22 protein-coding genes and 7 tRNA genes are annotated in these 26,308 nt (G+C 72.1%); 19 read left to right on the top strand and 10 right to left on the bottom strand.

The window, feature by feature from the left end; all coding sequences use genetic code 11:
• Window positions 1-128: 128 nt before the first annotated feature.
• From cobT to ACWC5C_RS22855, 3 genes are all read left to right on the top strand, one after another.
• Window positions 129-5,270: a nicotinate-nucleotide--dimethylbenzimidazole phosphoribosyltransferase gene (gene cobT / locus ACWC5C_RS22865; RefSeq protein ID WP_450877976.1), complete on the top strand. Its 5,142-nt coding sequence runs from the start codon at window positions 129-131 to the stop codon at window positions 5,268-5,270.
• 135 nt (window positions 5,271-5,405) lie between these two features.
• Window positions 5,406-6,617, top strand: coding sequence for a uroporphyrinogen-III C-methyltransferase (gene cobA / locus ACWC5C_RS22860; RefSeq protein WP_450877974.1), 1,212 nt, complete (start codon window positions 5,406-5,408; stop codon window positions 6,615-6,617).
• Window positions 6,618-6,686: 69 nt separating this feature from the next.
• On the top strand, window positions 6,687-7,505 hold the full coding sequence (locus tag ACWC5C_RS22855) for a TrmH family RNA methyltransferase (RefSeq protein WP_450877972.1): 819 nt from the start codon (window positions 6,687-6,689) through the stop codon (window positions 7,503-7,505).
• A 463-nt stretch (window positions 7,506-7,968) separates the two neighbouring features.
• On the opposite strand, the gene ACWC5C_RS22850 is transcribed toward ACWC5C_RS22855, so the two are convergent.
• Window positions 7,969-9,222: a serine/threonine-protein kinase gene (locus ACWC5C_RS22850; RefSeq protein ID WP_450877970.1), complete on the bottom strand. Its 1,254-nt coding sequence runs from the start codon at window positions 9,220-9,222 to the stop codon at window positions 7,969-7,971.
• Between the two features lie 272 nt (window positions 9,223-9,494).
• Between ACWC5C_RS22850 and ACWC5C_RS22845 the strand changes: the two genes are divergently transcribed.
• Together ACWC5C_RS22845 and ACWC5C_RS22840 are read left to right on the top strand one after the other, a co-directional pair.
• Entirely contained in the window at window positions 9,495-9,731 is a 237-nt protein-coding gene (locus ACWC5C_RS22845; protein ID WP_450877968.1) for a hypothetical protein, read from the top strand.
• 285 nt (window positions 9,732-10,016) lie between these two features.
• Window positions 10,017-10,223 (top strand): hypothetical protein, encoded by a 207-nt coding sequence (locus tag ACWC5C_RS22840; RefSeq protein ID WP_450877966.1) that lies wholly within the window; start codon window positions 10,017-10,019, stop codon window positions 10,221-10,223.
• Window positions 10,224-10,438: 215 nt separating this feature from the next.
• Here ACWC5C_RS22840 and ACWC5C_RS22835 read toward each other — a convergent pair.
• The 5 genes from ACWC5C_RS22835 to ACWC5C_RS22815 all read right to left on the bottom strand — a co-directional run bounded on the left by ACWC5C_RS22835 (window position 10,439) and on the right by ACWC5C_RS22815 (window position 10,889).
• A tRNA-Val gene (locus tag ACWC5C_RS22835) sits at window positions 10,439-10,510 on the bottom strand.
• A gap of 11 nt (window positions 10,511-10,521) precedes the next feature.
• A tRNA-Val gene (locus ACWC5C_RS22830) sits at window positions 10,522-10,593 on the bottom strand.
• Window positions 10,594-10,642: 49 nt separating this feature from the next.
• Window positions 10,643-10,714 (bottom strand) — tRNA-Val (locus tag ACWC5C_RS22825).
• A 1-nt stretch (window position 10,715) separates the two neighbouring features.
• A tRNA-Cys gene (locus tag ACWC5C_RS22820) sits at window positions 10,716-10,786 on the bottom strand.
• A 30-nt stretch (window positions 10,787-10,816) separates the two neighbouring features.
• A tRNA-Gly gene (locus ACWC5C_RS22815) sits at window positions 10,817-10,889 on the bottom strand.
• 158 nt (window positions 10,890-11,047) lie between these two features.
• Between ACWC5C_RS22815 and ACWC5C_RS22810 the strand changes: the two genes are divergently transcribed.
• The 3 genes from ACWC5C_RS22810 to ACWC5C_RS22800 all read left to right on the top strand — a co-directional run bounded on the left by ACWC5C_RS22810 (window position 11,048) and on the right by ACWC5C_RS22800 (window position 13,897).
• The gene (locus tag ACWC5C_RS22810; RefSeq protein WP_385444480.1) at window positions 11,048-12,118 is read left to right on the top strand and encodes a chorismate-binding protein; all 1,071 of its coding nucleotides are present in this window, start codon (window positions 11,048-11,050) and stop codon (window positions 12,116-12,118) included.
• Window positions 12,115-12,936, top strand: a complete 822-nt coding sequence (locus tag ACWC5C_RS22805) for an aminotransferase class IV (RefSeq protein ID WP_450877964.1) — start codon at window positions 12,115-12,117, stop codon at window positions 12,934-12,936. The genes ACWC5C_RS22810 and ACWC5C_RS22805 overlap by 4 nt, the downstream gene beginning before the upstream one ends.
• 115 nt (window positions 12,937-13,051) lie before the next feature.
• On the top strand, window positions 13,052-13,897 hold the full coding sequence (locus tag ACWC5C_RS22800) for a GNAT family N-acetyltransferase (RefSeq protein ID WP_450877962.1): 846 nt from the start codon (window positions 13,052-13,054) through the stop codon (window positions 13,895-13,897).
• 39 nt (window positions 13,898-13,936) lie between these two features.
• Here ACWC5C_RS22800 and ACWC5C_RS22795 read toward each other — a convergent pair whose 3' ends face one another.
• On the bottom strand, window positions 13,937-14,449 hold the full coding sequence (locus ACWC5C_RS22795; RefSeq protein ID WP_385444486.1) for a DsbA family protein: 513 nt from the start codon (window positions 14,447-14,449) through the stop codon (window positions 13,937-13,939).
• A 134-nt stretch (window positions 14,450-14,583) separates the two neighbouring features.
• Between ACWC5C_RS22795 and ACWC5C_RS22790 the strand changes: the two genes are divergently transcribed.
• Window positions 14,584-15,054: a hypothetical protein gene (locus ACWC5C_RS22790; RefSeq protein WP_450877960.1), complete on the top strand. Its 471-nt coding sequence runs from the start codon at window positions 14,584-14,586 to the stop codon at window positions 15,052-15,054.
• Between the two features lie 280 nt (window positions 15,055-15,334).
• Here ACWC5C_RS22790 and ACWC5C_RS22785 read toward each other — a convergent pair whose 3' ends face one another.
• Window positions 15,335-15,898 (bottom strand): CGNR zinc finger domain-containing protein, encoded by a 564-nt coding sequence (locus tag ACWC5C_RS22785; protein ID WP_450877958.1) that lies wholly within the window; start codon window positions 15,896-15,898, stop codon window positions 15,335-15,337.
• Window positions 15,899-16,165: 267 nt separating this feature from the next.
• Window positions 16,166-16,579 carry an SsgA family sporulation/cell division regulator gene (locus ACWC5C_RS22780; protein ID WP_003959770.1) on the bottom strand — a complete coding sequence of 138 codons (414 nt, stop codon included), beginning with the start codon at window positions 16,577-16,579 and terminating at the stop codon, window positions 16,166-16,168.
• Between the two features lie 190 nt (window positions 16,580-16,769).
• Here ACWC5C_RS22780 and ACWC5C_RS22775 point away from each other — a divergent pair, with 190 nt between their 5' ends.
• The 10 genes from ACWC5C_RS22775 (at window position 16,770) to ACWC5C_RS22730 (ending at window position 25,560) form a co-directional block, all read left to right on the top strand.
• A complete protein-coding gene (locus ACWC5C_RS22775) occupies window positions 16,770-17,225 on the top strand; it encodes a TIGR02611 family protein (protein ID WP_385444490.1) in 456 nt (151 codons plus the stop codon).
• Window positions 17,226-17,279: 54 nt separating this feature from the next.
• Window positions 17,280-17,351, top strand: a tRNA-Val gene (locus tag ACWC5C_RS22770).
• A 237-nt stretch (window positions 17,352-17,588) separates the two neighbouring features.
• Complete coding sequence (locus tag ACWC5C_RS22765) at window positions 17,589-18,872, top strand: ABC transporter substrate-binding protein (RefSeq protein WP_450877956.1); 1,284 nt, start codon at window positions 17,589-17,591, stop codon at window positions 18,870-18,872.
• A gap of 11 nt (window positions 18,873-18,883) precedes the next feature.
• Window positions 18,884-19,924: a carbohydrate ABC transporter permease gene (locus ACWC5C_RS22760; protein WP_450877954.1), complete on the top strand. Its 1,041-nt coding sequence runs from the start codon at window positions 18,884-18,886 to the stop codon at window positions 19,922-19,924.
• Complete coding sequence (locus ACWC5C_RS22755) at window positions 19,921-20,808, top strand: carbohydrate ABC transporter permease (protein ID WP_450877952.1); 888 nt, start codon at window positions 19,921-19,923, stop codon at window positions 20,806-20,808. Before ACWC5C_RS22760 ends, ACWC5C_RS22755 begins: the two co-directional genes overlap by 4 nt.
• A gap of 247 nt (window positions 20,809-21,055) precedes the next feature.
• On the top strand, window positions 21,056-21,604 hold the full coding sequence (locus tag ACWC5C_RS22750; protein ID WP_450877950.1) for a DUF624 domain-containing protein: 549 nt from the start codon (window positions 21,056-21,058) through the stop codon (window positions 21,602-21,604).
• 112 nt (window positions 21,605-21,716) lie between these two features.
• Window positions 21,717-24,464 carry an exo-rhamnogalacturonan lyase family protein gene (locus ACWC5C_RS22745; RefSeq protein ID WP_450877948.1) on the top strand — a complete coding sequence of 916 codons (2,748 nt, stop codon included), beginning with the start codon at window positions 21,717-21,719 and terminating at the stop codon, window positions 24,462-24,464.
• A 24-nt stretch (window positions 24,465-24,488) separates the two neighbouring features.
• Window positions 24,489-25,010: an SRPBCC family protein gene (locus ACWC5C_RS22740; RefSeq protein ID WP_450877946.1), complete on the top strand. Its 522-nt coding sequence runs from the start codon at window positions 24,489-24,491 to the stop codon at window positions 25,008-25,010.
• Window positions 25,001-25,072: transfer RNA gene (locus tag ACWC5C_RS22735), tRNA-Val, on the top strand. Before ACWC5C_RS22740 ends, ACWC5C_RS22735 begins: the two co-directional genes overlap by 10 nt.
• A gap of 113 nt (window positions 25,073-25,185) precedes the next feature.
• Complete coding sequence (locus tag ACWC5C_RS22730) at window positions 25,186-25,560, top strand: VOC family protein (protein ID WP_450877944.1); 375 nt, start codon at window positions 25,186-25,188, stop codon at window positions 25,558-25,560.
• A gap of 11 nt (window positions 25,561-25,571) precedes the next feature.
• Here ACWC5C_RS22730 and ACWC5C_RS22725 read toward each other — a convergent pair whose 3' ends face one another.
• Window positions 25,572-26,297, bottom strand: a complete 726-nt coding sequence (locus ACWC5C_RS22725; RefSeq protein ID WP_385444502.1) for a 3'-5' exonuclease — start codon at window positions 26,295-26,297, stop codon at window positions 25,572-25,574.
• Window positions 26,298-26,308 lie beyond the last annotated feature (11 nt).

Raw genomic sequence — 26,308 nt, 5'->3', positions numbered from 1 at the left:
CCGGGCCGCGGTGGGCAAGCCTCGGGCGTGCCACGTGCCGCGCACGGCGCACGCTCGTTCTTGCTCACGGGGCTTGCTCCCGGCGGTAGGCGGTTGGAAGGAGCACTAGCGATGGGCGAGGGGTACGCATGACCGACACCGGCCAGGTCCCGGGCGAGGGACTGCCGGAGAACGCAGGCGGACGACTCGGACACCCGCACCCGGCGGATGTCCACTCCCCGCCTGCCGACGCCGGATACCCCTTCCTCGACGGCCCCGAAACCGGCACCGAGGAGGACGACCTGCTGCTGATGCCGGGTGCGCAGGGCGCCTGGAGCGAGCAGCAGGCGCAGCAGGCCCACTACGAGCAGCAGGCCCAGTACGAGCACCAGCTCCCGTACCCGCAGCAGCAGCAGGGCCAGGACCAGGGCCACGGGCTGTACGAGGGCGGAGTGCTGGACCCCGGCATGGCCGCGTACGCCGACGCGCAGATGCCCGAGCCGCAGCCGGTGGCCGAACCCGACGCCGGTCCGGTCATCCACCCGGCGGCCGAGCAGCCCGTCCAGCAGCCGTCCCAGGCCCCCGCCGCACCCCCCACGCCGCCCCGCCGCCCCCTGCACATGGGCCCGCCCGTGCCCGACCACACCTCCGGCAGCGGCATCGTCCGCTCCCTCGCCGACCGGGGCCCGGCCGCGGCCCGCAACACCGCCCCGCCCGTCCAGCAGCCCCAGCAGACGCCCCCGCCCGAGCCGGTCGACTACGCCAGCGCCCCCGAGTACGCCGCCGGGCCCCAGTACTTCACCACCCAGCCCCAGCCCCAGCCCGAGGACCCCGGCCCGCTCCCGGGCCCGCAGCTCGGCGACGCCCCGCCGCCCGGCGACGCCTGGGGCCCCCCACCCGCAGAAACGGTCGGTCTGGGCGAGCCGACGGCGATGGACCTGGGCTACGCGGACCCGACGTACGCCGACCCCTCTTACGCGGACCCCGCGTACCCGGACCCCGCCTACGCCGACCCGGCGTACCCCGACCCCGCCGCCTACCCGGACCCGGGCTACGCCGACCCGGCCGCGACGATCCCGCCCCAGGGCGGGGCGCCCGTCATGGAACCCGGCCACCCGCCCCTCGACATCCCGGCCCAGATCCAGCCGGGCATCACCACGGACCAGCTCTACGCGGGCCCCCAGGCCGTCATCCCGGCCCAGATCCACCCCTACGCCGACCCTGACCACGCGATAGTCGCCGACCCGCACCCCGCGCCCCCCGAGACGTACTTCCCGGCGGACCCGGCTGCCCCGGGCGAGGCTCCCGTGCCGGAGGCCGTCGCGCAGGGTGCGCATGCCGATGCGCAGGCCTTTGCCGACCAGGCTGCTGCCGACGCGCAGGCCGCGCCTGCCGAGGAGCAGTTCCCGGCGGACCCGGCTGCCGCCGACGTGGCCTCGGCCCCGGATGTCGCCGCGCAGCCCGCACCCCCCGAGGAGCAGTTCCCTGCCGACCCGGCTGCCCCGGGCGAGGCTCCCGTGCCGGAGGCCGTCGCACAGGGTGCGCATGCCGATGCGCAGGCCTTTGCCGACCAGGCTGCCACCGACGCGCAGGTTGCGCCCGACGCGCAGGCCCCGGCCGACTCGGCCGCCGCCGACGTGGCCTCGTCCGCAGGGGCGGCTGCGCAGTTCCCGGTCGACCCGGCTGCTTCGGGCGAGGTTCCGGTATCGGAGGCTGACGCGCAGTCCGTACCTGGCGAGGCGCAGGCCCCGGCCGACCAGGCTGCCGCCGACGCGGCACCGGCCGCGGAGGCCGCCGGGCAGGCCCTGCCCGCCGAGGTGCAGACCCCGGCGGACCCGGGGGAGGCTTCCACGCCGGAAGCCGTCGGGCAGGTTGCGCCTGGCGATGCGCAGGCCTCGGGCGACCCGTCCGCCGTCGACGCGACCTCGGCCCCGGAGGCCGCCGCACAGGCCGTGCCTGACGAGGCCCAGTTCCCGGCGGACCCGGCTGCTCCGGGCGAGGCTCCGATGCCGCAGGCTGACGCGCAGGCCGCCGCCGACGCGGCCACCGAGGCCGGGGCGCAGGTTGCGGCCGATGTGCAGGCCGTGCCCGCCGATGCGGAGACCCTGGCCGACTCGGCCGCTGCCGAGGCGCAGACTCCGGCGGACCCGGCGTCCGCTGACGCGGCTTCGGAGGCTGGGGCGCAGGTTGTGGCCGATGCGGCTGCTTCGGGCGAGGTTCCGGCGTCGGAGGCTGACGCGCAGGCCGTGCCTGCCGACGCGGAGACCCCGACCGACCAGGCTGCCGCCGACGCGGCCCCGGCTTCGGATGTCGACGCGCAGGCCACGCCTGCCGAGGCGCAGACTCCGGCGGACTCGGCTGCTCCGGGTGAGGCTCCGGTGTCGGAGGCCGCGCCTGCCGATGCGGAGACCTCGGCCGACTCGGCCGCCGCCGACGCGGTCTCGGAGGCTGGGGCGCAGGTTGTGCCCGCCGACGCGGAGACCCCGGGCGACCCGGCCGCTGCTGACGCGCAGACCCTGGCTGACCCGGCTGTCGCCGATGCGGTCCCGGCCTCGGAAGCCGAGGCGCAGTCCCCGGCGGACCCGGGTGAGGCTCCGGAGTCGGGAGCTGACGCTCAGGCCATGCCCGCCGATGCGGAGACCTCGGCCGACTCGGCCGCCGCAGACGCGGTCTCGGAGGCTGAGCAGGCTGCCGCCGATGCGGCTTCGGAGGCCGAGGCGCAGGCTGCGGCCGGTCCGGCTGCTCCGGATGGGGCTCAGGTGTCGGGGGCTGACGCTCAGGCCGTGCCCGCTGACGCGGAGACCCCGGCCGACTCGGCCGCTGCTGACGCGCAGACCCTGGCTGACCCGGCTGCCGCCGATGCGGTCCCGGCCTCGGAATCCGAGGCGCAGTCCCCGGCGGACCCGGCTGCCCCGGGTGACGTTCCGGCGTCGGGGGCTGACGCTCAGACTGCGCCCGCCGACGCGGAGACCTCGGCCGACCCGGCCGACCCGGCCGCCGCCGACGCGGCCTTGGAGGCCGAGCAGGCTGCCGCCGATGCGGCTTCGGAGACCGAGGCGCAGGCTGCGGCCGATCCGGCTGCTCCGGGCGGGGTTCCGGCGTCGGGGGCCGACGCGCAGGCCGCGCCCGCCGACGCGGAGACCTCGGCCGACCCGGCCGCTGCTGACGCGGCCGCCGATGAGGCCCCGCTGCCGGAGGCTGACGCGCAGGCCGCGCCCGCCGACGCGGAGACCTCGGCCGACCCGGCCACCGCAGACGCGGTCCCGGAGGCCGACGTACCGGGCGCGGCTGCCGAGGCACAGGCCCCGGACGACGCGCAGGACGCGACGGCCGAGCCGCAGGTACCCGGGGCCGACGCGGCCACCGGGGAGAACCCCGAGGCGGTGGCGGCCGAGACCGACGACGCCGAGGGCTCCGAAGAAGGGGCGACCACAGCCGTGGGGCCGGACGACGACGAGACCGCACCCGACGGCGAAACGGCAGAGGCCGAAACCGACCCGCAGGGCGAACAGGGCGAACAGGACGAGCACGAGGACGACGCGCAGACGTCGTCCGAGCCCGCCGGGGCCGGGTACGACGACGCCGAGCGCGCCGCCGTCCACCGCGTGATGCGCGAACGCCGCGACATCCGCAACGGCTTCCGCCCCGATCCCATCCCGCACGAGGTGCTGCGCCGCGTACTGGAGGCCGCGCACACCGCGCCCAGCGTGGGGCAGTCCCAGCCGTGGGACTTCGTCGTCATCCGCTCCGAGGAGACCCGGCGCACCATGCACGAGCTGGCCGTGCGCCAGCGCGACGCGTACGCCAAGTCCCTCCCCAAGGGCCGGGCCAAGCAGTTCAAGGAACTGAAGATCGAGGCGATCCTCGAGACGCCGATCAACATCGTCGTCACCGCCGACCCCACCCGCGGCGGCCGCCACACCCTCGGGCGGCACACCCAGCCGCAGATGGCGCCGTACTCCTCCGCCCTCGCCGTGGAGAACCTGTGGCTCGCCGCCCGCGCCGAAGGGCTCGGCGTCGGCTGGGTCAGCTTCTTCGACGAGCGCGAGATGGTCCGTACGCTCGGCCTGCCGGACCACCTGGAGGCCGTGGCGTACCTGTGCGTCGGGTACGTGGACGAGTTCCCGGAGGAGCCGGAGCTGCTGCGGGCCGGCTGGTCCAAGCGCCGCCCGCTGTCGTGGGTCGTCCACGAGGAGTCGTACGGGCGGCGCGCGCTGCCCGGCGAGGACCCGCACAGCCTGCTGACGGAAACCCTCCAGGGCATCCGCCCGCTGGACGCCAAGGCGCTCGGCGAGGCGTGGGAGCGACAGAAGCGGATGACCAAGCCGTCCGGCGCGCTCGGCATGCTGGAGATCATCTCCGCGCAGCTCAGCGGCCTGTCCCGGCAGTGCCCGCCGCCGATCCCGGAGCCCGCCGCGGTCGCGATCTTCGCGGGCGACCACGGGGTGCACGCCCAGGGCGTCACCGCGTGGCCGCAGGAGGTCACCGGCCAGATGGTCGCCAACTTCCTCGGCGGCGGCGCGGTCTGCAACGCCTTCGCGAGCCAGGTCGGCGCCGAGGTGTGCGTCGTGGACGTGGGCGTGGCGAGCGAACTCCCCTCCACCCCCGGTCTGCTGCCGCGCAAGGTCCGGCCCGGGACCGGCGACTTCACCACCGGCCCCGCCCTCACCCGCGAAGAGGTGCTGCGCGCCCTCGAAGTGGGCATCGAGACCGCCCGCGACTTGGTCGCCGCCGGGAACAAGGCGCTGCTCACCGGCGAGATGGGCATCGCCAACACCACCACCTCGGCCGCCCTGGTCTCCGTCTACACCGGCGCCGACCCGGCCGAGGTGACCGGCCGTGGCACCGGCATCAACGACGAGATGCACGCCCGCAAGATCGACGTCGTACGGCGCGGTCTGGAGCTGCACCAGCCCGACCCGGCCGACCCCATCGGCGTCCTGACCGCCTTCGGCGGCCTGGAACACGCCGCGATGGCCGGTCTGCTGCTGGGCGGCGCCTCCCTGCGTACGCCCGTCATCCTGGACGGGGTCAGCGCGGGCGCCGCCGCCCTCGTCGCCCGCGCCATCGCCCCCGAGGTGCTGGCCGCGTGCATCGCGGGCCACCGCAGTGCCGAGCCGGGCCACGTCGCGGCCCTCAACAAGCTGGGCCTGCGCCCCCTGGTCGACCTGGACCTGCGCCTCGGCGAGGGTACGGGCGCCCTGCTCGCCCTCCCCGTGGTGCAGAGCGCCGCGCGGGCGATGCACGAGGTGGCCACGTTCGACTCCGCCGGAGTCACGGAGAAGAACTGACGTGCGCCCCCGCCACGTAAGGTGTCGGCGGGGGCCACGCCCCACCACATGATCAGCACCACTTGATCAGCAAAACTTGAGCAGCCGCTCCAGCGCCGCAGCGGCAGGCATTCGCATGAGGAGAGCCGCACCGCCATGTCCGAGAACTTCGCATACCCGGTCGGACTGCGCCTCACGGGGCGGCGCGTCGTCGTCCTCGGGGCGGGCCAGGTCGCCCAGCGGCGGCTGCCCGCACTGATCGCCGCGGGCGCGGACATCCTGCTGATCTCGCCCTCCGCGACCCCCTCCGTCGAGGCCATGGCCGAGGCGGGGGAGGTGCGCTGGGAGCGCCGCCGCTACCAGGACGGCGACTTCGAGGACGCCTGGTACGCGCTGATCACCACCGATGACCCGGACGCCAACGCCGCCGCCTCCGCCGAGGCCGAGGCGCGCCGCGTCTGGTGCGTACGCAGCGACGACGCCGAGGCCGCCTCCGCGTGGACCCCGGCCACCGGGCGCAGCGAGGGCGTCACCGTCGCCGTGCTCACCGGGCAGGACCCGCGCCGCTCCGCCGCCGTGCGCGACGCCGTGGTCGAGGGTCTGCGCGACGGCACCCTCGCCGCCCCCCGCCACCGCACTCGCGGCCCGCACGTCGCGCTGGTGGGCGGCGGCCCCGGCGACCCGGACCTGATCACCGTGCGCGGCCGCCGCCTCCTCGCCGAGGCGGACGTGGTGGTCGCCGACCGGCTCGGCCCGCGCGACCTCCTCGACGAACTGCCGCCGCACGTCGAGGTCATCGACGCCGCGAAGATCCCGTACGGCCGCTTCATGGCCCAGGAAGCCATCAACAACGCGCTGATCGAACACGCCAAGGCGGGCAAGTCCGTCGTCCGGCTCAAGGGCGGCGACCCGTTCGTCTTCGGCCGTGGCATGGAGGAGGCCGAGGCGCTGGCCGAGGCCGGAATCCCCTGCACGGTCGTCCCCGGCATCTCCAGCTCCATCAGCGTCCCCGCCGCCGCCGGGATCCCGGTCACCCACCGCGGGGTCGCCCATGAGTTCACGGTGGTCAGCGGCCATGTCGCCCCCGACGACCCGCGCTCCCTCGTGGACTGGTCCGCGCTGGCCAGCCTGCGCGGCACGCTCGTCCTCCTCATGGCCGTCGAGAAGATCGGCGCCATCGCCGCCGCCCTCGTCCAGCACGGCCGGGGCCCGGACACCCCTGTCGCCGTCATCCAGGAGGGCACCACCGCCGCCCAGCGCCGCGTGGACGCGACCCTGGCCACGGTGGGCGACACGGTCGCCGCCGAGGGCGTACGGCCCCCCGCGGTCATCGTCATCGGCGACGTGGTCGCCGTCGGCTCCCGCTGACGTAACCACCGGTAACTTCCTTACGTCGCCGCATTGGCACGGCATCCAGGACAAGGCAGTATCACTCAAGTGGCTGATCTCATCACCGTCGATGATCCCGACGACCCGCGGCTGCGCGACTACACGGGTCTGACCGATGTGGAGCTACGACGCAAGCGCGAGCCCGCCGAAGGGCTGTTCATCGCCGAGGGCGAGAAGGTGATCCGGCGGGCCCGCCTCGCCGGTTACGAGATGCGCTCGATGCTGCTGTCGTCCAAGTGGGTCGACGTCATGCGCGACGTCATCGAGGACGTCCCCGCCCCCGTCTACGCCGTCAGCCCCGAACTGGCCGAACGCGTCACGGGCTACCACGTCCACCGGGGCGCCCTCGCCTCCATGCAGCGCAAGCCGCTGCCCGAGGCCGACGAACTCCTCGGGCACGCCCGACGCGTCGTGATCATGGAGTCCGTCAACGACCACACCAACATCGGCGCCATCTTCCGCAGCGCCGCCGCCCTCGGCATGGACGCCGTCCTCCTCTCCCCGGACTGCGCCGACCCCCTCTACCGCCGCTCCGTGAAGGTCTCCATGGGCGCCGTCTTCTCCGTCCCGTACGCCCGGCTGGAGACCTGGCCGCGCGGTCTCGAAGCGGTCCGGCACGCGGGCTTCAAGATCCTCGCCCTCACGCCCGACGAGAAGGCGACCTCGCTCGACGACGCGGCCCCTCACCGCCTCGACCGCGTCGCCCTCATGCTGGGCGCCGAGGGCGACGGGCTCTCCACCCAAGCCCTCATGGCCGCCGACGAATGGGTGCGCATCCCGATGGCGCACGGCGTCGACTCCCTCAACGTGGGCGCGGCGGCGGCCGTGGCGTTCTACGCGGTAGCGACGGGCCGCCCCGAGTCGTAGGGGCCGGGCCCACCGGCGGGTAGCCGCTGCGCGGGGCCTCTCCCCTGACCCGCCCCTTCCCGAAACCGGGGGCACCCCGGGCCCCGGCCTGGGCGGGGGCCGCGCGGCCGGGTTGTGCCCACCCGTCCCGCCCTGCGGGACGATTGCCCACAACGTGGGGTGGTGGGGGTTTCGCGGCTGGGTGCGGCCCGGTGGCCGGGTTGTGCCCACCCGTTCCTCCCCCAGCTACCGCTGGGAGGTGCCCCCCCGGCGGAACGATTGCCCACAACGGGACCGGATCGGGCCGGGGTCTGGGCCACCGGCGGGAGGGGGTGAGGTCGGAGGGGTGGGGGCCTGGACGACGACGTGTATTTGTGGCGCCTACTCCCGGCCCACTTCACGTTCTTCGGTGGTGGCGCCAAAAATATACGCGTCCAGGCCCCTGCCCCGGAGGCCCCGCCCCCGCACCCACATCCAGAACCGGTCAGAGCCCGCTCTCGGGGGCTGCCCCCGGCGCCGTAGGCGCCGTCGGTACGCCCAGCCCGCGCGACGGCCCCTGGCAGCCCTGGGCCGCCGCGATGCCCAGCGCCACCAGCAGCGTCACCACCACGAAGACCGTCAGCCGCTGGCGCATCAGCCGGATCCGGTCCGGGCGGCGCCCGTTCGGTGACGTGCGGACCGTACGGGCCGGAGGGCGCTGGCCCTGGCCCTGGCCCTGGCCGCGCCGCGGCGCCGGAGGCCGCGCCGGGGTATTGCGCCCCGCCGTCCGCGCGGGCCCCCCCGACCGCGGCGCCGCCGCGCCCCGAGGCGGCGTCCCCGCCCCCGGCCGACGCTCCGTGTGCTGGTCCGCGTACGCGTCGGCCCGCCGCCCCACAGGACGCCCGTCCGAAGCGTGCCCGGGCGCGGGAGGCGCGCCATGGGCCTCGCGCGCCGCGATCTCCTTGAGCCGCAGCGAGAGCTGCAGCGTCGTCGGCCGGTCCTCCGGGTCCTTCGCGAGGCACGCGTGCAGCAGCGGAGCCAGCGCGTCCGGCACCCCGAGCAGCTGCGGCTCCTCGTGCACGACGCGGTACAGCATCACCTCGGAACTCCCGTGCCCGAACGGCGAATCCGCCGTCGAGGCGTACGCGAGCGTCGCGCCCAGCGCGAAGACGTCGGTCGCCGGGGTGACGGCCGCGCCCCGCACCTGCTCGGGCGCGAGGAAGCCGGGGGAGCCGACGGCCGTGCCGACGTGGGTCAGCGTGCTGGCGCCGGTGGCCCAGGCGATGCCGAAGTCGATGATGCGGGGGCCCTTGGGGGAGAGCAGGATGTTCGACGGCTTGAGGTCACGGTGGACGACCCCCGCCTCGTGCACCGCCAACAGCCCCTCGGCCAGCGCGGACCCGACGGACGCGACGTGCGCGGCCGGCAGCGGGCCCTCCTCGTTGACCTTGTCGTGGAGGGAGGGGCCGGGCACGTACTGGGTGGCGAACCAGGGCCGGTCGGCCTCCAGGTCCGCGGCCACGAGCCGCGCCGTACAGCCGCCGCGGATCCGCCGCGCGGCGGACACCTCGCGGGCGAACCGCGACCGGAACTCCCGGTCCTCCGCCAGATCCGGCCGGATGACCTTGAGCGCCACCCGCTGTCCGCGCCGGTCGGACCCCAGGTAGACGACCCCCATACCGCCCGCACCGAGCCGCCGGTGAAGCCGGAAGGAACCGACGACACGCGGGTCCTCGCGCCGGAGCCGCATCATCGCCATGTCCGTCCCCTACCTCCGGTGGGGAGCCCTTCCCTCACCCCTTGGTGGGGAGCCCCATCCGCTGCCGTCTGCTGCCGGTCCACTGCCGTCCGTCTGACGTGCACAGCTTACGGATTGACGGCCCCGCGCGCTGAGAGGCCGCGCATGCGTCGGCCGATGGATTGTCAGTGGTGCCTGGGATCCTGGAGAAGTGGGCCGGAATCGTGGCAATCCGTGCCCCGATCCGGGCGTGCGTGATCTCAAAAGACCGTCTCAGAAGGGGGATTGAGGCCGTGAAGGGTGATCGTGTGGAGATAGTGGTGGACGCGGGCGACACGACGCGGACGTACGAAGTGGTGGCCGCGAGGGCAGGGCGGCGGGTCGAGACGGCGGTGCGGCGCGGGGTGGTGGAAGTGAGCGAAGTCACCCGAAACGGGTCCGTGGTGCGGACGGCCCGCTTCATGGCGAACCGGGTCCTGGCCCTGGTGGAGCAGCCGGTTCCGCGAGGTGCGGACGGGGACCGTGAGTAGCCCTGGGGGAGCCCCCGAGGGAGCCCCCAGGGGAGCCCTCTCCACCCCCGGAAGGACCCGTTCCGGCGGACCCCTCCGGGAAGACCCCAAGTCCCGGGCGGATTTCTCCACCCAGGGGAGTACGAGGCCCGGTCCGGCGTCATCCTCCGGGAGGCCCGGCAATCGGTACGAGGGCATGACGCCGGGTACCGGGCCGCGCGCCTAATGTTGAGGTCAAGCGGCGGGCGCAGCACTCGTCCCCCGAGGTCAGACGCTCGCCGCTGCAGATGTGACGGAGGAAGGACGATGGCGGACACGGTGGGACGTACGGTCGTCAGGGCACGCAGGCATCGCGCCCTTGACGCGTTCGGCAGCCCGCAGACCGGCACTCGCCATCCGCTGGTCGCGGCGGCCATGGTGCTGCCGTTGGCCATCCTGCTGAGCATCGCGTTCGGCGGCTGGGAAGCCGTCGTCACACAGGCGTCGTCCGTGGCGGGAATGCTGGGGCGCTGAGGCGCCCCAGGCCCGGGAGAGCGGCCCGGGCCGGGGACATCCTGGCCATCAACCCCGTGGGGACGGGGGTGCGGCGGACGGCACGAAGCCCGGACAGCTGGGGAGCTGTCCGGGCTCGCGCCGTTCCAAGCGCTGAACAACCTGAACAAGGGCCTACGACACGGGGCATACGACAGAGGGCCGGAGCATCCGCTCCGGCCCTGCGCCGATCAGTGTGGACGATACTGGGATTGAACCAGTGACCTCTTCCGTGTCAGGGAAGCGCTCTCCCGCTGAGCTAATCGTCCCGGGAACTGCGTGCGCGATACTGGGATTGAACCAGTGACCTCTTCCGTGTCAGGGAAGCGCTCTCCCGCTGAGCTAATCGCGCGGGTATGGGGCCACGAGGACCCCGGGGGTGGGGCCACCAGGGCCCCGAGTGGACGATACTGGGATTGAACCAGTGACCTCTTCCGTGTCAGGGAAGCGCTCTCCCGCTGAGCTAATCGTCCGAGGTGGAGACGGGATTTGAACCCGTGTAGACGGCTTTGCAGGCCGTTGCCTCGCCTCTCGGCCACTCCACCAGGAGCGGGGATCGGGAAACCCCCACTTCGAGCGGACGACGAGGTTCGAACTCGCGACCTCAACCTTGGCAAGGTTGCGCTCTACCAACTGAGCTACGTCCGCAGATGCCGATTCCCGGGGCGCTTGCGCGTCCCGGCGACGTGTTGAACTCTAGCGGATTCCGGAGCCAGCTCAAATTCCGTTTCCGCAGCGTGCTGCCCTGCTCGCCCGCCGCGATCCCTCCCACCACCCCCGTGACCAGGCGCCATAGACTCGCAAGCGTGCACGACCTGCCCCCTCTCGCCCGCTTCGGCGGCCTGCTCGCCACCGATCTTCGCGATGTGACCAGCGATCCTTCGGCTCTGGACACCGAGGGTTTCTGGGCTGTTGTCGCGGACTTCGAGGGCCGTGTGGTCTGTGCCCGCTTCGGCGACGTACGCCGCGACCAGCAGCCCACCCCCGCACGGAGCCGAACGCACGGCGCCTGGCGCGGCCCCCGGCCCGCCGACTGGACGTCCTCGCTCGACCGGGCCGGGTACACCGAGGGCGTCCGCCGCGTCCGCCGCCACATCGCGGCGGGCGAGGTGTACCAGGCCAATCTGTGCCGCGTGCTCTCCGCGCCGCTGCCCGACCCGGCCGAGGCGGACGTGGACGCGCTGACCGCCCTGCTGGCCCACGGCAACCCGGCCCCGTACGCGGGCACCGTGCGGCTGCCGGGGCACGGGGTGGAGGTCGCCACGGCCTCGCCCGAGCTGTTCCTGCGCCGCTCCGGCCGGACCGTCGAGTCCGGGCCGATCAAGGGCACCGGCCGCCGGGCGGAGGACCTGCTGGAGAAGGACCACGCCGAGAACGTGATGATCGTGGACCTGGTCCGCAACGACCTGGGACGGGTCTGCGCCACCGGCTCGGTGACCGTCCCCGCGCTCTGCGCCGTCGAGCCGCATCCGGGTCTGGTGCACCTCGTCTCCACGGTCCGTGGCGAGCTGGCGCCGAACACCGGCTGGGCGGAGCTGTTCGCGGCGGCCTTTCCGCCCGGGTCGGTGACGGGGGCGCCCAAGTCCAGCGCCCTGCGCGTCATCGGCGAACTGGAGACCGCGCCCCGAGGCCCGTACTGCGGCGGCATCGGCTGGGTGGACGCGGACCGTGGCACCGGGGAGCTGGCCGTCGGGATACGCACCTTCTGGATCGACCGGGAGGCCCCCGGCGGCGCCGTACTGCGGTTCGGCACCGGAGCCGGGATCACGTGGGGCTCCGACCCGGACCGGGAATGGGACGAAACCGAACTCAAGGCGGCGCGACTGCTCGCGGTAGCGTCGGAAGTACAGCAGCCGACGGGAAGGACCATGCGGTGACGATCTGGCTCGACGGATCCCTGCGCGAAACCGACAACGCCCAGGTGTCGGTTTTCGACCACGGGCTGACGGTCGGGGACGGCGTCTTCGAGACGGTCAAGGCGCTGGACGGCCGCGCCTTCGCGCTCACCCGCCATCTCCACCGGCTGGCCCGCTCCGCGCACGGCCTGGGCCTGCCCGAACCGGACCTGGACGAGGTGCGGCGGGCCTGCGAGGCGGTCCTCGCCGACAACCCCATGCCGCTCGGGCGGCTGCGGATCACCTACACCGGCGGGGTCTCGCCGCTCGGCTCCGACCGGGGCACGGCGGCCCCCACGCTCGTCGTCGCGCTGGTCGAGACGCACCGCCGGGCGGACACCACGGCCGTGGTCACCGTCCCCTGGACCCGTAACGAGCGGGGCGCGCTGGCCGGGCTCAAGACCACCTCGTACGGCGAGAACGTGATCGCGCTGGCCCGCGCCCGGGAACACGACGCCACCGAGGCCCTGTTCGCGAACACCGTCGGCGGGCTCTGCGAGGGCACCGGGACCAACGTCTTCGTCGTCCTCGACGGTGAACTCCACACCCCGCCGCTCGCCTCCGGCTGCCTCGCGGGCATCACCCGCGCCCTCGTCCTGGAGTGGGTCGGGGCCCGCGAGACCGACCTGCCGTTCGACGTTCTGGACCGGGCCGACGAGGTGTTCCTGACCTCTACGACCCGTGACGTACAGGCCGTACAGCGGGTGGACGACCGGACCGTGCCCGGCACGCCCGGACCGGTCACCGCCAAGGCCATGCGGGTCTTCACCGAGCGGGCGGCCGCCGACCTCGACCCGTGACCCGCGCCCAGGGACGACGGGAACGAACCGCTGTGAAAGACGGGAACGAACCGCGGTAAAAACGGACCGCCGTAAACCTGATGACGCGCGCCCCGGGCCCGGGTAGAACACCATCGTGACCACCACCCTGCGGCCCACCACGCCCGAGCGGCACACCGACGACGGCGGGCGCTCGCGCTCGTACGAGGTGTGCGTCAACAGCCGCCCCGTCGGCAGCGTCCGGCTCACCACCGACGCCCGGCTGGGCCCGTCCGCCGGGCGGATCGAGCACCTCCACATCGACGCCGCGGACCGCCACCGGGGCCGCGCCACGGTCGCCGCGCTCGCCGCCGAGGAGGTGCTGCGCGGCTGGCGCTGCACCCGGCTGCTGGTGAGCGTCCCCGCGCAGGCGGCGACCGCCCTCGGGCTCGCGGCCGCCCTCGGCTACCGCGAGCGCGGCCGCAACATGGTCAAACCGCTGACGGAGCTGCCCGAGCTGCCCGGCGGCAGCGCCATACGGGCCATGGCGGAGGCGGACTACCCGGCCTGGCACGCCCATGAGCGCACCTGCTACCTGGCCAAGGTGCTGGAGAGCGGGCTCACCCGCGAACAGGCCGAGGCGAAGGCGGAGGCCGACTACGCGACGCTGCTGCCGCACGGCCTCGCCACCCCCGGCACCGTGCTGCGGGTCCTCGCCCACGGCGGCACGGACGTCGGCACCCTCTGGGTCGCGCTGCGCGCCGGGGAGCCGGACGCCGAGGAGCGGGGCGAGGCGTACGTCTTCTCCGTCGAGGTCGGCGAGGAGCACCGTGGGAACGGCCACGGCCGCACCCTGATGCTGGCCGCCGAGCGCGACAGCCTGGCCGCCGGGGCGCGCAGCCTCGGGCTGTACGTCGCGGGCGGGAACACCCCGGCGCTGCGGCTGTACGAGTCGCTGGGCTACGAGGCGGTCGAGTACCACCTCATCAAGCAGCTGCTCTAGATCAAGGAACGAGAGGGGTGTCTGCTCTGAGGTACGGAACTAGCCGCGCTCGGCCAGCAGCCGGTCCGCGATCTCCTCGATCCGCTCCCGCAGCCCCTCCTGGCTCTTCCCGCCGTCCAGCCGCTCCCCGCCGATGACGTACGTCGGGGTGCCGGTCACGCCGATCGCCTTGCCCTCGGCCTGGTCCGCGTCGACGATCAAGATGTGACGGCCGTCGATCAGCGCGGTGTCCATCTCCTCGGCGTCCAGGCCCAGTTCCCGCGCCACATCGACGAGCAGCAGCTCACCCCGGGCGCCCAGCTTCTCGGCGCGCTCCAGCACGGCTTCGACGTACGGCCAGCCCTGCCCCTGCGCGACGGCCTCCTCGGCGGCCTGCGCCGCCGCGTGGGCGTGCTTGTGGCGCTCCAGCGGGAAGTGCCGCAGCCGGATGTCCAGGGCGTCGCCGAAGCGCTCGCGCAGGGCGCTCACGTCCGTCAGCGCGGTACGGCAGTCGGGGCACTGGAGTTCGCACCACACGTCGAGTACGGGTCGGGCGGGATCGGTGTCGCTCATGGGGCCAGTCTTCCAGCCCCCACGGGCTCCACCGAACCCGGAGATGACCCTGATCCCGCGCCCTGGCTGTGGCTCCTGCCGCCCTGCGGGGTGCAGGATGGACATACTGCGCAACCCATCGGCGGGAGGAATCGATGCTGACCGACACGATTTGCGTCGCGCTGTCCGCGGCCGGTCTGGGCATCGCGGGTCTGACCGCGTACCGCAAGCGCTTCCGGGCCGCGGCCCGGATCGCGGCCTACGCGCTGCTGCCGGTGGGCCTGGCGATGACCGGGATTCTGGACTGGCTGACCGATCTGGTCTTCAAGCCGAGCATCTGGGCGGGCTTCGGCGTGCTCGGGCTCTCCTGGCTGCTGTTCATGGTGAGCCGGGCGGCCGAGCGCCGGGCCGGTGGCACCCGCAAGGAGCGTCGCGCGGCGGCGGCCACGGAGCGGGCCGAGCGGAACGGAGCGCTCGCCCCGGGGGCCTCGGAACCCGCCCTGGGGGCCGGTCGCGGGGCGGCCGGAGCGAAGGCGGCGGACAAGCCGAAACCCGCCACTCGAAGCAGCTCCGGTACAGAAGATTTCTCAGATATCGAGGCCATTCTCAAAAAGCACGGAATCTGACAAGCTCCCGATCAAAAATCGCTCGTTGGCCGCAGCGGGGGTCCGGGCTGGGCCATGATCTCCGGCGAGATGCTGCAATCACCCGGGGAGCGATCCCCTATCGAAGGACCCCCTGTACCACCGAGCGACGAGCCACGCGGCTGCCTGTTCGCCCTGTCCCAGCCGCCGCTGATGCTTTTCCTCGCCTTCATAGGCATGCTGCTCTTCGGCACCGCGCTCCATGACCTCTACCGATGGTGACGAACCGGCGGCGCGGCACCCCGCCGCGCGCCCCCTCGGCTCAGCTCGCGGCTTCCTTGCGCCGCGCGCGATACGCGGCGACATGCAGCCGGTTCCCGCAGGTGCGGCTGTCGCAGTAGCGCCGGGAGCGGTTGCGCGACAGGTCCACGAACGCGAACCGGCAGTCCGGAGCCTCACAGCGCCGCAGTCGCTCGTGTTCGCCCGCCACCACGAGGAACGCCAGCGCCATGCCGCAGTCGGCCGCGAGATGGTCGGCCAGGGACGCTCCCGGGGCGAAATAGTGCACATGCCAGTCGTAGCCGTCGTGGTCGGTCAGCCGGGGAGTGGTCCCGGCCGCCGCGATCATCGTGTTGAGTAGTTCGGCGGTGTGCCGGGTGCGGCCGCCCGCCGTGGCGAAGACCTCGGCGAAGCGGGCCCGTACGGTCCGTACGGCGGCCAGGTCGCGCTCACCGAGCGTGCCGATGTCGCTGACGGCGTTGCGCTCGACGAACCGGCGCAGCGCGGCGACGTCCGCGAGGCCGTCCTCGGTGCCGTCGCCGGGCGTGGTGTTCACCAGGTCGACGACCGTGTCGAGCGCGCACTGGGTGTCGTGGTTGATCAGCACGGTTGGCTCCCTGGCCCCTGGGGTCGGAGGTACTCCTCGACTGTTCCCCCCGATGGGCTCGACTCTAGCGGCGCCGGGGCCGGGGTGTGACACGGCGTGTCATGCGACGGTGCCGCCGCCGCGGACGGTTCCGCGGCGGCGGCACCGCCGCCTGCCTCACCAATGTGTCGGGATGTCACTGCCGGGATGTTCACTACCGGAATCTCGCGTACCGGCTCGCGCCGTCTCCCCGAGTCGGACGGCCGCGCTCTCAGCTCTCGTCGGGTCTCAGCTCTCCGCCAGGATGTGGGAGAGCTCTGTGTCGAGGTCGAAGTGGCGGTGTTCGGTGCCGGGTGGCACAGCGGCGTCGGTCCGCTTCAGGAACGACTCCAGGGCCCGCGCCGGGGCCTCGAGCAGAGCCTCCCCCTCCGGGGAGCTCAGGGCGATGCAGACGACACCCTGGCCGTGGCTACGGGATGGCCACACTCTGACGTCGCCGGTGCCGGTGGGCCGGTGCAGGCCCTCGGCGAGAAGGTCGCGGGCGAATACCCATTCGACCGTCTCTTCGGCTCCAGTGTGGAAGGTGGCGTGCACGGCGTAAGGGTCGGCCGTGTCATACCGCAGTCCCGCGGGTACAGGCAGTGAGGACTCGCTCGACACAACGAGGCGCAGGTGCAGCTCGCAGCTGACCGTGGTGTTCATAAGCGCCATGGCCTTTCGCTCAGTGTGCGCTCGGGGATTCGCACGTCGGCGAAATCGACATGCCACCTACGGTGCCGTTGTAAACCCCTCTGACCGTTTTGCGGGTCTTCCGATAGCTCAAGCGGCCGAGCCGCCGACCCGCCGGTGCCGCCATTACGGTGACTTCAGCGGATCAGGTAGGTTGGGTCACATGAATGCGGAGAGTGACGAGCGACAGACGGGTGCCGTGCCACCGGCGCCCGAGGTCGCGACGGGGGACGGTGTGTCAGAGGAGCCGGTGTTCGGCTCCCGGGCGCCGCAGTTCATCAAGCGGTCGCGGACGCTGCACCTGAGCTGGCAGGTCGGGGTCTTCGTCGTGGGGCTCGCGGTCGTGGTGGCGGGCATCATCATGCTGCCGCTGCCCGGCCCGGGATGGCTGGTGATCTTCGGCGGTATGGCGATCTGGGCGACCGAGTTCGTCTGGGCACAGCTGGTGCTGCGCTGGACCAAGCGCAAGGTGACCGAGGCCGCCCATCGCGCCCTCGATCCGAAGGTGCGCAAGCGGAACATCATCCTGACCACGATCGGGGTGGTGATCTGTGCGGTGGCCGTGACGGTGTACGTGTGGAAGTTCGGCCTCGTCATGCCCTGGAAGATCAAGGAGTGATGACCGGATGGTCATGAGCACGGTCCGGCATGCGCTAATGTTGGCCGTGCGCCCGGGCGATTAGCTCAGTGGGAGAGCGCTTCGTTCACACCGAAGAGGTCACTGGTTCGAACCCAGTATCGCCCACCCCGGACCGAGGGCCCGGAGGCTTCAAGCCTCCGGGCCCTCGGTGTTTCCGCATGTCCCGGGTCGTGTCCCGAGTGCCCTGGGCGCCGCCGCCGTTGAAGCGCTTCCGCATCGATCCTGTCCGAACCGTTGACGTACCCGGCCCTGATCTCTAGCTTAGCCCGGCAAGCGCTTACCTAAAACGTTTCAAGCTTGGTTCTGGGGCAGTCGGACAGACCTGCCCGGGAGGGGCGTGTCATGAGTGCTCGGGGATGGACGGCAAGGGCGAGAGGGCTCCGGGGGGCCGCGGCCGGTCTGGTCGCGCTGGGGCTGCTGGCCACCGGCTGTGGCGGCGACGGCGGCAGCTCGTCCGGCGGGAAGGTGACCATCCGTTACGCCTGGTGGGGTGCCAAGGACCGGTCCGTCATGATCCAGAAGACGGTGAAGCTCTTCGAGGAGAAGCACCCGAACATCACCGTGAAGACGGACTACGCCGAATACGCCGACTTCTGGAGCAAGTTCAATACCCAGGCCGCGGGCGGAAACGCGCCGGATGTCTTCCAGAACTCGTACGCCTTTCTGCGCAAGTACGGTGAAAAGAATCTGCTCCTCGATCTCAACAAGCAGGTCAAGGACGGCAATCTCAGTCTGAAGGGTTTCCGGAACGGTCTGGAGAAATCCGGGGACATCGACGGAAAGCTCTATGGCGTGCCGGTCGGCGCCAATACCTTCGGCTTCTTCTACAACCCGGCCGCCTTCAAGAAGGCGGGGGTCTCCGTCAAGGACGGATGGACCTGGGACGACTTCTTCAACGCCGCCAAGAAGGTGCGGAAGTCCGACGGCACGCTCTACGGCGCCAGCGACAACGCCGGTGTGATGTACCTGTACGACCTGTATCTGCGCCAGCACGGCAAGGCGTTCTTCACCGAGGACAAGAAGCTCGGCTTCACCAAGGACGACCTCAAGCAGTGGTGGAACACCTGGCAGCAGCACTCCAAGGCCGGTGAGCTGGTGCCGGGCAAGAAGGGCGAACAGGCCAAGCCCAAGGCGACGATCAGCGCCGACCTGTCGGCCGCCGAGTTCACCTGGGACAACTTCCTGGTCCGCTTCGCGGCCGAGACCAAGACGCCCCTCGAACTCGGGCCGCTGCCCACCACGGACGGCAAGCGGACCGCCCAGTACCTCTCCTCGCTGATGCTCAGCGGCTCCGCCCGCACCCAGCACCCCAAGGAAGTCGCCCAGCTCATCGACTTCATGACGCACGACCCCGAGGTCGGCAAGATCATGGGCTACAACCGCGGCATCCCGGCCACCACCGCCCAGTACGAGGCGTACAAGCCGACCGGCGTCAACGCCAAGATCGCCGCGTATGAGAAGAGCGTGGCCGAGAAGCTGGAGCCGATCACTCCGCATCCGGCCGGCACCGATGTCGCCGAGGCCGCCTTCCTGCGCGTCTACACCGCCGTCACGGTGGGCCAGGGTTCGGTGGACAAGGCCGTGGACCAGTTCTTCGACGAGGCGGAATCCGCGCTCGGCTCGTGAGGAGAGCTTCCGTGACACGAACCACGACGCGCGCGGCGGCCAAGGGGGCGGCGGCCAGGAGAGCGGCGGACCGCTCGGCCGCCGCGCCCCGGCCCGGGGCCCGTAAGGGCGCCGCGCCGGACGCCCCGTACGCTCCCGACCCGGCGGCAGTGCGGCGGAACGGCCGCCGGGAGACCCTGGCGGGCTATCTCTTCCTGACGCCCTGGTGCGTCGGGACCCTGCTGCTCACGCTCGGCCCGATGCTGGTCTCGCTCTATCTGGCGTTCACCGACTACAACCTCTTCGACTCGCCCCGCTGGGTCGGGTTCAAGAACTTCCAGGAGATGTTCGAGGACGACCGGTGGTGGACCTCGGTCGAGGTGACGCTGAAGTACGTCCTGATCGGCACCCCGCTGAAGCTGCTGGTCGCGCTCGGTGTGGCGCTGCTGCTGGTCAAGCCCCGCAAGGGGCAGGGCTTCTACCGCTCGGCGTTCTACGCGCCCTCGCTCATCGGCGCGAGCGTGAGCATCGGCATCGTCTGGCGGGCGATCTTCAACGACGACGCGATCGTCGACAAGTCGCTGAGTCTGTTCGGCTGGGATGTCGGCGGCTGGATCGGGGACCCGGACTGGGCCCTGCCCACGCTGATCACCCTGACCGTCTGGCAGTTCGGCGCCCCGATGGTGATCTTCCTGGCCGGGCTCAAGCAGGTGCCGCGCGAGCTGTACGAGGCGGCCGAGATGGACGGCGCGGGGGCGTGGCGGCGGTTCCGCTCCATCACCCTGCCGATGATCTCCCCGGTGCTCTTCTTCAACCTGCTGCTGGAACTCATCCACTCCTTCCAGGTCTTCACCTCGGCCGTCGTGCTCGCGGGCTCCGGCACCAACACCGGCGGCCCGGGGGACTCGCTGCTGGTCTACGGCTGGTACCTGTACGAACAGGGCTTCCGGAACCTGCGCATGGGCTACGCCGCCGCCATGGCCTGGATGCTGATGCTCGGCATCGGCCTGGTGACCGCGGTGCTGTTCAAGACCCAGCGCGGCTGGGTGCACTACGAGGAGGACGCCCGGTGACCACTCCCTCGACCTCCCTGAAGGGCACGGACTCCCTGACCGGCGCCGGGCGCGGCCGGTTCCGCTCGGTCGGCTGGCACGTGGGCGCCCTCGCCGTGCTGGCCGTGATCCTCTATCCCGTGGTGTGGGTGATCGGCGGGTCGCTCAAGCCCGGCGACCAGATCATCGGCAGCCTTCAGCTGCTGCCCACCGATCCGATCACCGAGAACTACCGCAGGCTCGCCGACGGCATCGCGGACGTGCCCATCTCGACCTTCTTCACCAACTCGCTGTTCCTGGCGGTCGGTTCGGTGATCGGGGTGCTGTTCTCCTGCTCGCTGGCGGCGTACGCGTTCGCCAGGATCCGGTTCGCTGGGCGGAACGTGCTGTTCACGCTCATGATCTCGACGCTGCTGCTGCCCTTCCAGATCTTGATCATCCCGCAGTACATCCTGTTCCAGAAGATGGAGCTGATCAACACCTACGTTCCGCTGCTGCTCGGCAAGTACCTGGCGGCGGACGCCTTCTTCGTCTTCCTGATGGTGCAGTTCATGCGGGGCCTGCCGCGCGAGCTGGACGAGGCGGCGCGGCTGGACGGCTGCGGCCATCTGCGCATCTACTGGAACATCGTGCTGCCGCTGTGCCGCCCGGCCCTGATCACCAGCGCGATCTTCACCTTCATCTGGTCCTGGAACGACTTCGTCGGCCCGCTGCTCTACCTCAACGAGCCCGACAAGTACACGGTCTCGATGGGGCTCAAGCTCTTCATCGACCAGGACAGCGTCGCCGACTACGGCGGCATGGTCGCCATGTCGCTGGTGGCCCTGCTGCCGGTGCTGCTGTTCTTCCTCGCCTTCCAGCGCTATCTGGTCGAGGGCGCCTCGACCTCCGGGCTGAAGGGCTGAGGGGGCCGCCATGGAGCGAGCGGTACGGAGGTCCGAGCGGCGCTCGCGGCGACCAGGCCCTGCCCGGCGGATCTTCGCGGGGCCGCGACGCCTGGCACCGCACCTCGCTGCGTTGTCGGAGTCGTCCGAGTACGCCCAGTACGAGGACGATCCTCCGCCTTGCGATGCTCCCCCAGCTACCGCTGGGAGGTGCCCCCTGCACCAGACGCCGCGGCCTGATCCACGAAGATCCACCGGACAGGGCCTAGTGCGCTTCTCGCTGTTCGCCGAGTGCCTGCTGACCGGGGTCTGGGTGGTGCTCGCCGCGCTGCCGCTGCTCACCCTGCTCCCGTCGTTCGCCGCCGGATGCGCGCATCTGCGCCGCCATCTGGACGGGGAGCGCTCCACGCTGCGGGACTTCGGCGCCGGGGTGCGGGAGGCGACCCGGAGCGGCTGGCGGTTCTCCCTGCTGTGGTGGGCGGCGCTGGTGCTGCTCGCCTTCGACCTGCGCGTGGCCCGCACCGGCGCCCTGCCGGGCGGGCCCGCCCTGATCGCCGTGAGCGTGGCGGGCGCGCTCGCGGTGATCGTCCTGGGGCTGCGGACGGCCGCCGCGTGGCGGCCGGGCGCCGACTGGGCCGCGGTGGCCCGTACCGCCGTACGCCGTGGCCTGGCCGCCGACCCCGGCGGATCGCTGCTGCTGGCCGGGGGGCTCGCGGTGGTCACCGTCGCCGCCTGGCAGATGCTGCCGCTGACCGCCCCGGCGGTGGGCGCCCTCGCGGCCTGTGCGGTCGCGGTCGAGCGCCGCGCCCGCGTCTGACGTCTGACCCGGCGGCGCTCGTTCCCGCGCCACCACCCCCGTAGGCCCAGGCCCATGTCATGCACCTGACCCCCGTAGCCCTCGTAGCCGTCATACGAAAGGTGAGAGCGACATGCCCCCGATTCCCCGGCGCAACCTGCTCAAGGCCGCCGCCGTCACCGGCGCCGCCGTCCCGTTCTCCTGGACGCTCGCGCAGAACGCCCCGCAGGCGGCCGCCGCCGAGCGGGACAAGGCCACCGGCGAACCCACGAAGATCAGCTGGCTGGAGGACGGCGGCCTCGGTGCCGCCGCGGGCAGCACCTTCGGCGTCCCCTGGCCCAAGGGCGCCCACCCCGCCGACCAGGCGTTCGCGCTCACCACGGCCGACGGCAAGGACGTCCCCCTGCAGACCTGGGCCACCGCCTACTGGCCCGACGGCTCGCTCAAGTGGACCGCGCACGCGGCGGGGGAGGGGCTGGGCGGCGGCACCGCGTACCAGCTCACCACCGGCGAGCCCGCCGCACCCGCCAAGAAGGTCACCGTCACCGAGAAGGGCGGCAGGATCACCGTCGACACCGGCGTGATCAAGGTCGTGATCAGCAAGGACGGCGAGAAGCTCGTACGCTCCGTCACCCGGGGCAGCACCGAGATCGCCCGTGACGGCCGCCTCGTCCTGCTCCGCCAGGGCGACATCGACGACGGCGACCACGGCAGCGCCAAGTGGGACCGGTTCGACGGCGAGATCAGCGCCGCCAAGGTCGAGCAGAAGGGCCCCGTCCGCGCCGTCGTCCGCATCGACGGCAAGCACCGCAAGGGCGGCCGCAGCTGGCTCCCCTTCAGCGTCCGGCTCTACTTCTACGCGGGCGCCGAGTCGTTCCGGATGGTGCACACGATCACCTTCGACGGCGATCAGAAGAAGGATTTCATCCGGGGGCTCGGCGTCCGCTTCTCGGTCCCCATGCGGGACGAGGCGTACGACCGCCACATCCGCATCGCGGGCGAGGACAAGGGATTCCTCACCGAGGCCGTCAAGGGCATCACCGGACTGCGCCGCGACCCCGGCGCCAGCGTCCGCAAGGCCCAGGTCAAGGGCGAGAAGCTGGCCGACCCCGCCACCTGGGACCAGCGGGTCACCAGCCGGCTGCACCTCATCCCCACCTGGGGCGACTACACCCTCTCCCAGCTCTCCGCCGACGGCTTCGCCCTGCGCAAGCGCACCAAGCCGGGCCACGGCTGGATCCCCGCGGGCGGCGGACGCCGGGCGTCCGGATTCGGCTACGTCGGCGGGGTCAGCGGCGGGCTCTCCTTCGGACTGCGCGACTTCTGGGAGAAGTTCCCCGCCCAGCTCGACATCCGCGGCGCGGCGGGCGACGAGGCCGAGGTCACCCTGTGGCTCTGGTCGCCCGAGGCCCAGCCCATGGACCTGCGCTTCTACCACGACGGCCTCGGCCAGGACACGTACGCCGAACAGCTGGAGGGCCTCAACATCACGTACGAGGACTACGAGCCGGAGTTCGGCACCCCGTACGGCATCGCCCGCACCAGCGAGCTGACCTTCTGGGCCAACGCCGCCACCCCCGGCGCCGACACCCTCGTCCAGCAGGCCGCCGCCCTGCGCACCCCGCCGCAACTCGTCGCCGGACCCGCCGACCTGGTCCGCGCCAAGGTCTTCGGCGGCCTCTTCTCGCCCGTCGACCGCTCCACCGCCGCCAAGGCGAAGATCGAGGACCGGCTCGACTTCCTCTTCGAGTACCACAAGGGCCAGGTCGAACAGCGCCGCTGGTACGGCTTCTGGGATTACGGCGACATCATGCACACGTACGACGAGAACCGGCACCAGTGGCGATACGACATCGGCGGCTACGCCTGGGACAACTCCGAACTCTCGCCCGACCTCTGGCTCTGGCTCGCGTATCTGCGCTCCGGGCGCGCCGACATCTACCGCTTCGCCGAGGCCATGACCCGGCACACCGGCGAGGTCGACGCCTACCACCTCGGCAAGTGGACCGGGCTCGGCACCCGCCACGGCGTCCAGCACTTCGCCGACAGCGCCAAGCAGCAGCGCATCTCCACCGCCCTCTACCGCCGCTACCTGTACTACCTCACCGCTGACGAGCGGATCGGCGACATCATGCACGCCCTCGTCGACTCCGACGAGTCCTTCCTCGTCCTCGACCCGCAGCGCAAGGTCCGCCCCGACCCCGACTACAAGCCCGACCGCCACGCCCTGTCCATCGGCTTCGGCACCGACTGGAGCGGACTGGCGGGCGCCTGGCTCACCGAATGGGAGCGGCGCGGTCCGCAGGCGGAGAAGGCCGAGGCCCGGCTGCGCAGCACGATGGAGACCATCGCCGCCCAGACCAACGGCTTCGTGCAGGGCGCCGCGCTGTACGACCTCGACACCGGCAAGTACGCCATCGACGACAAGCCCAAGGTCAGCGTCTCCCACCTGTCCGCCGTCTTCGGCCTGGTCGAGGTGTGCGCCGAGGTCATCGACCTGATCGACATCCCCGCGTTCAAGGAAGCCTGGCTGGACTACTGCCGCTACTTCAACGCCACCAAGGCCGAGCAGAAGGCCCGCTACGGCACCGACTTCGGCTCGCTGATCCTGGTCCAGGGCCACTCCCGGCTCGACGCCTACGCCGCCGTCCAGCTGAAGGACGACAAGCTGGCGGACCGCGCCTGGCAGAAGTTCACCGAATTCCACGAGGGCGACGGCTACCCGGACGCCGCCGTCAGCTGGAAGACGGTCAAGGTCGACGGCCCGGACGTGCTGGTGCCCGGTGTCGAGGCGACCTGGGTGAGCACCAACGCCACCGCGCAGTACGGACTCGCCGCCATCCAGAACCTCGCGCTGGTGGGGGACAAGCTGCCCGGCTGATGGCTTTCGGCGCACACTGAGGACATGGACTGGTGCCACTACCGCTTCCACAGCCGATGGGATCTCGACGCGACCCCCGCCGCCGTCTTCGCGGCGCTGGCGGACGGCGACGGCTACCCGCGGTGGTGGCCCCAGGTCCGTGAGGTGCGCCGGATCGACGACCGCACCGGCACCGCCCGCTTCCGCTCCCTCGTCCCGTACGACCTGAACCTCACCGTCACCGAGGCGCACCGGGACCCCGCCCTCGGCACCCTGCGGGTCACCTTCTCCGGCGACCTGGAGGGCTGGGCCCGCTGGACGGTCACGGAGCGCGGCACGGGCACCCGCGCCCTGTTCGTACAGGACGTGGTGGCGCGCAAGCCGCTGCTCCGCCGCTTCGCGGTGCTCGGGCGGCCGCTGTTCCGCGCCAACCACGCCCTGATGATGCGCGCCGGGTGCCGCGGCCTGCGGGCCCGGCTGGAATCCGGTTTGAACCACACCTCGCCCGACCTGTATTGTTCAGGTCGTTCCACCGGGGAAACACCCGGCGAACACCCGGGCGATTAGCTCAGCGGGAGAGCGCTTCGTTCACACCGAAGAGGTCACTGGTTCGAACCCAGTATCGCCCACCCTTCCGGGGCCGGGCCGCCAGCAGGCGGTCCGGCCCCGGTGTTTTCCGGGCTTGCCGCCACCGGACATGGGTACCCGCCCGCTCACCGCGGATGAATCGGAGGGGAAGCCCATGGCCGCCGTCGCCACCACAGCCGTCCTGTCCCTGGACTGCGCCGAGCCGGAAGAGCTGGCCGAGTTCTACGCCACCCTGCTCGGCGCCGAGATCACGCCTGTGACCAGCCTCGACCGGATCGACATCGTCGCCCCCGGCGGGACGCGCATGTCCTTCCTCCGCGACCACGGCTACGCCCCGCCGAGCTGGCCCCGGCCGGACGACTCCCAGCAGGCCCACCTGGAACTCCTGGTGGACGACATGGACGCCGCGGAACGCCAGATCATCGACCTGGGAGCTCGGCCGCTGGACACCAAGGACAACGGCGGCCCGAACGACGTCCGCCTCTATTCCGACCCGGCGGGACATCCCTTCAGGCTCCGTACGCCTTAGTCGAGGGGCGCTCAGGCCGCCGCCGGGAGGTCCGGCCGCAGCGGCCACGCCGGGTCGCAGACCTCGTCCGAGCCGTTGAGCGCGAACCATGCCTGGAGGCCGCGCGCCTGCGCCGCGTACCAGACCGTCTGCCGGGCGTGCAGCTCACTGGGCGTCAGCTTCTCCAGCCGTGACGCGAAGCGGCGGCCCACCGCCCGGACGACCTCCAGGGCGGCCGTCGCGTCCGCCGCCGCGTCATGCGCGCCCGTCAGCTCGACCCCGTAGTGCGCGCACAGATCGGTGAGCGTGCGGCGCCCCTTGCGATAGCGGTCCAGGTGCTTGTCCAGCACCCGGGGATCGAGGACGGACAGCGAACGCAGCGACAGATACGTGGCCAGCGTGGCATTGCGATGCCGCTTCAACTCGCGGTCCAGCAGCGTCAGATCGAACGGCGCGTTCATCACCACCACCGGGGTGCCCCGCGTCGTCTGCTCGGCGAGCGCCCGCGCCACCTCGTCCATCACCGGCGCGGGCCACCGGCCGTGCCGCTGCAGATGCGCGTCGGTCAGCCCGTGTATCTCGGTCGCCGCCTGTGGCACCGGTATGCCCGGGCTCACCAGCCAGCGCCGTATCTCCGGCAGACTCCCCGTGCCCCGCTGGACGACGAGAGCGGCCGACACGATCCGATCGTGCTCGACGTCGATCCCGGTCGTCTCCGTGTCGAACGCGGCGAGCGGCCCCTCGAACCAGGACGACATGGCCTCAACTC

The organism is Streptomyces sp. NPDC001700, assembly GCF_053596435.1.
This window is presented reverse-complemented; position numbering and strand designations above follow the sequence as displayed.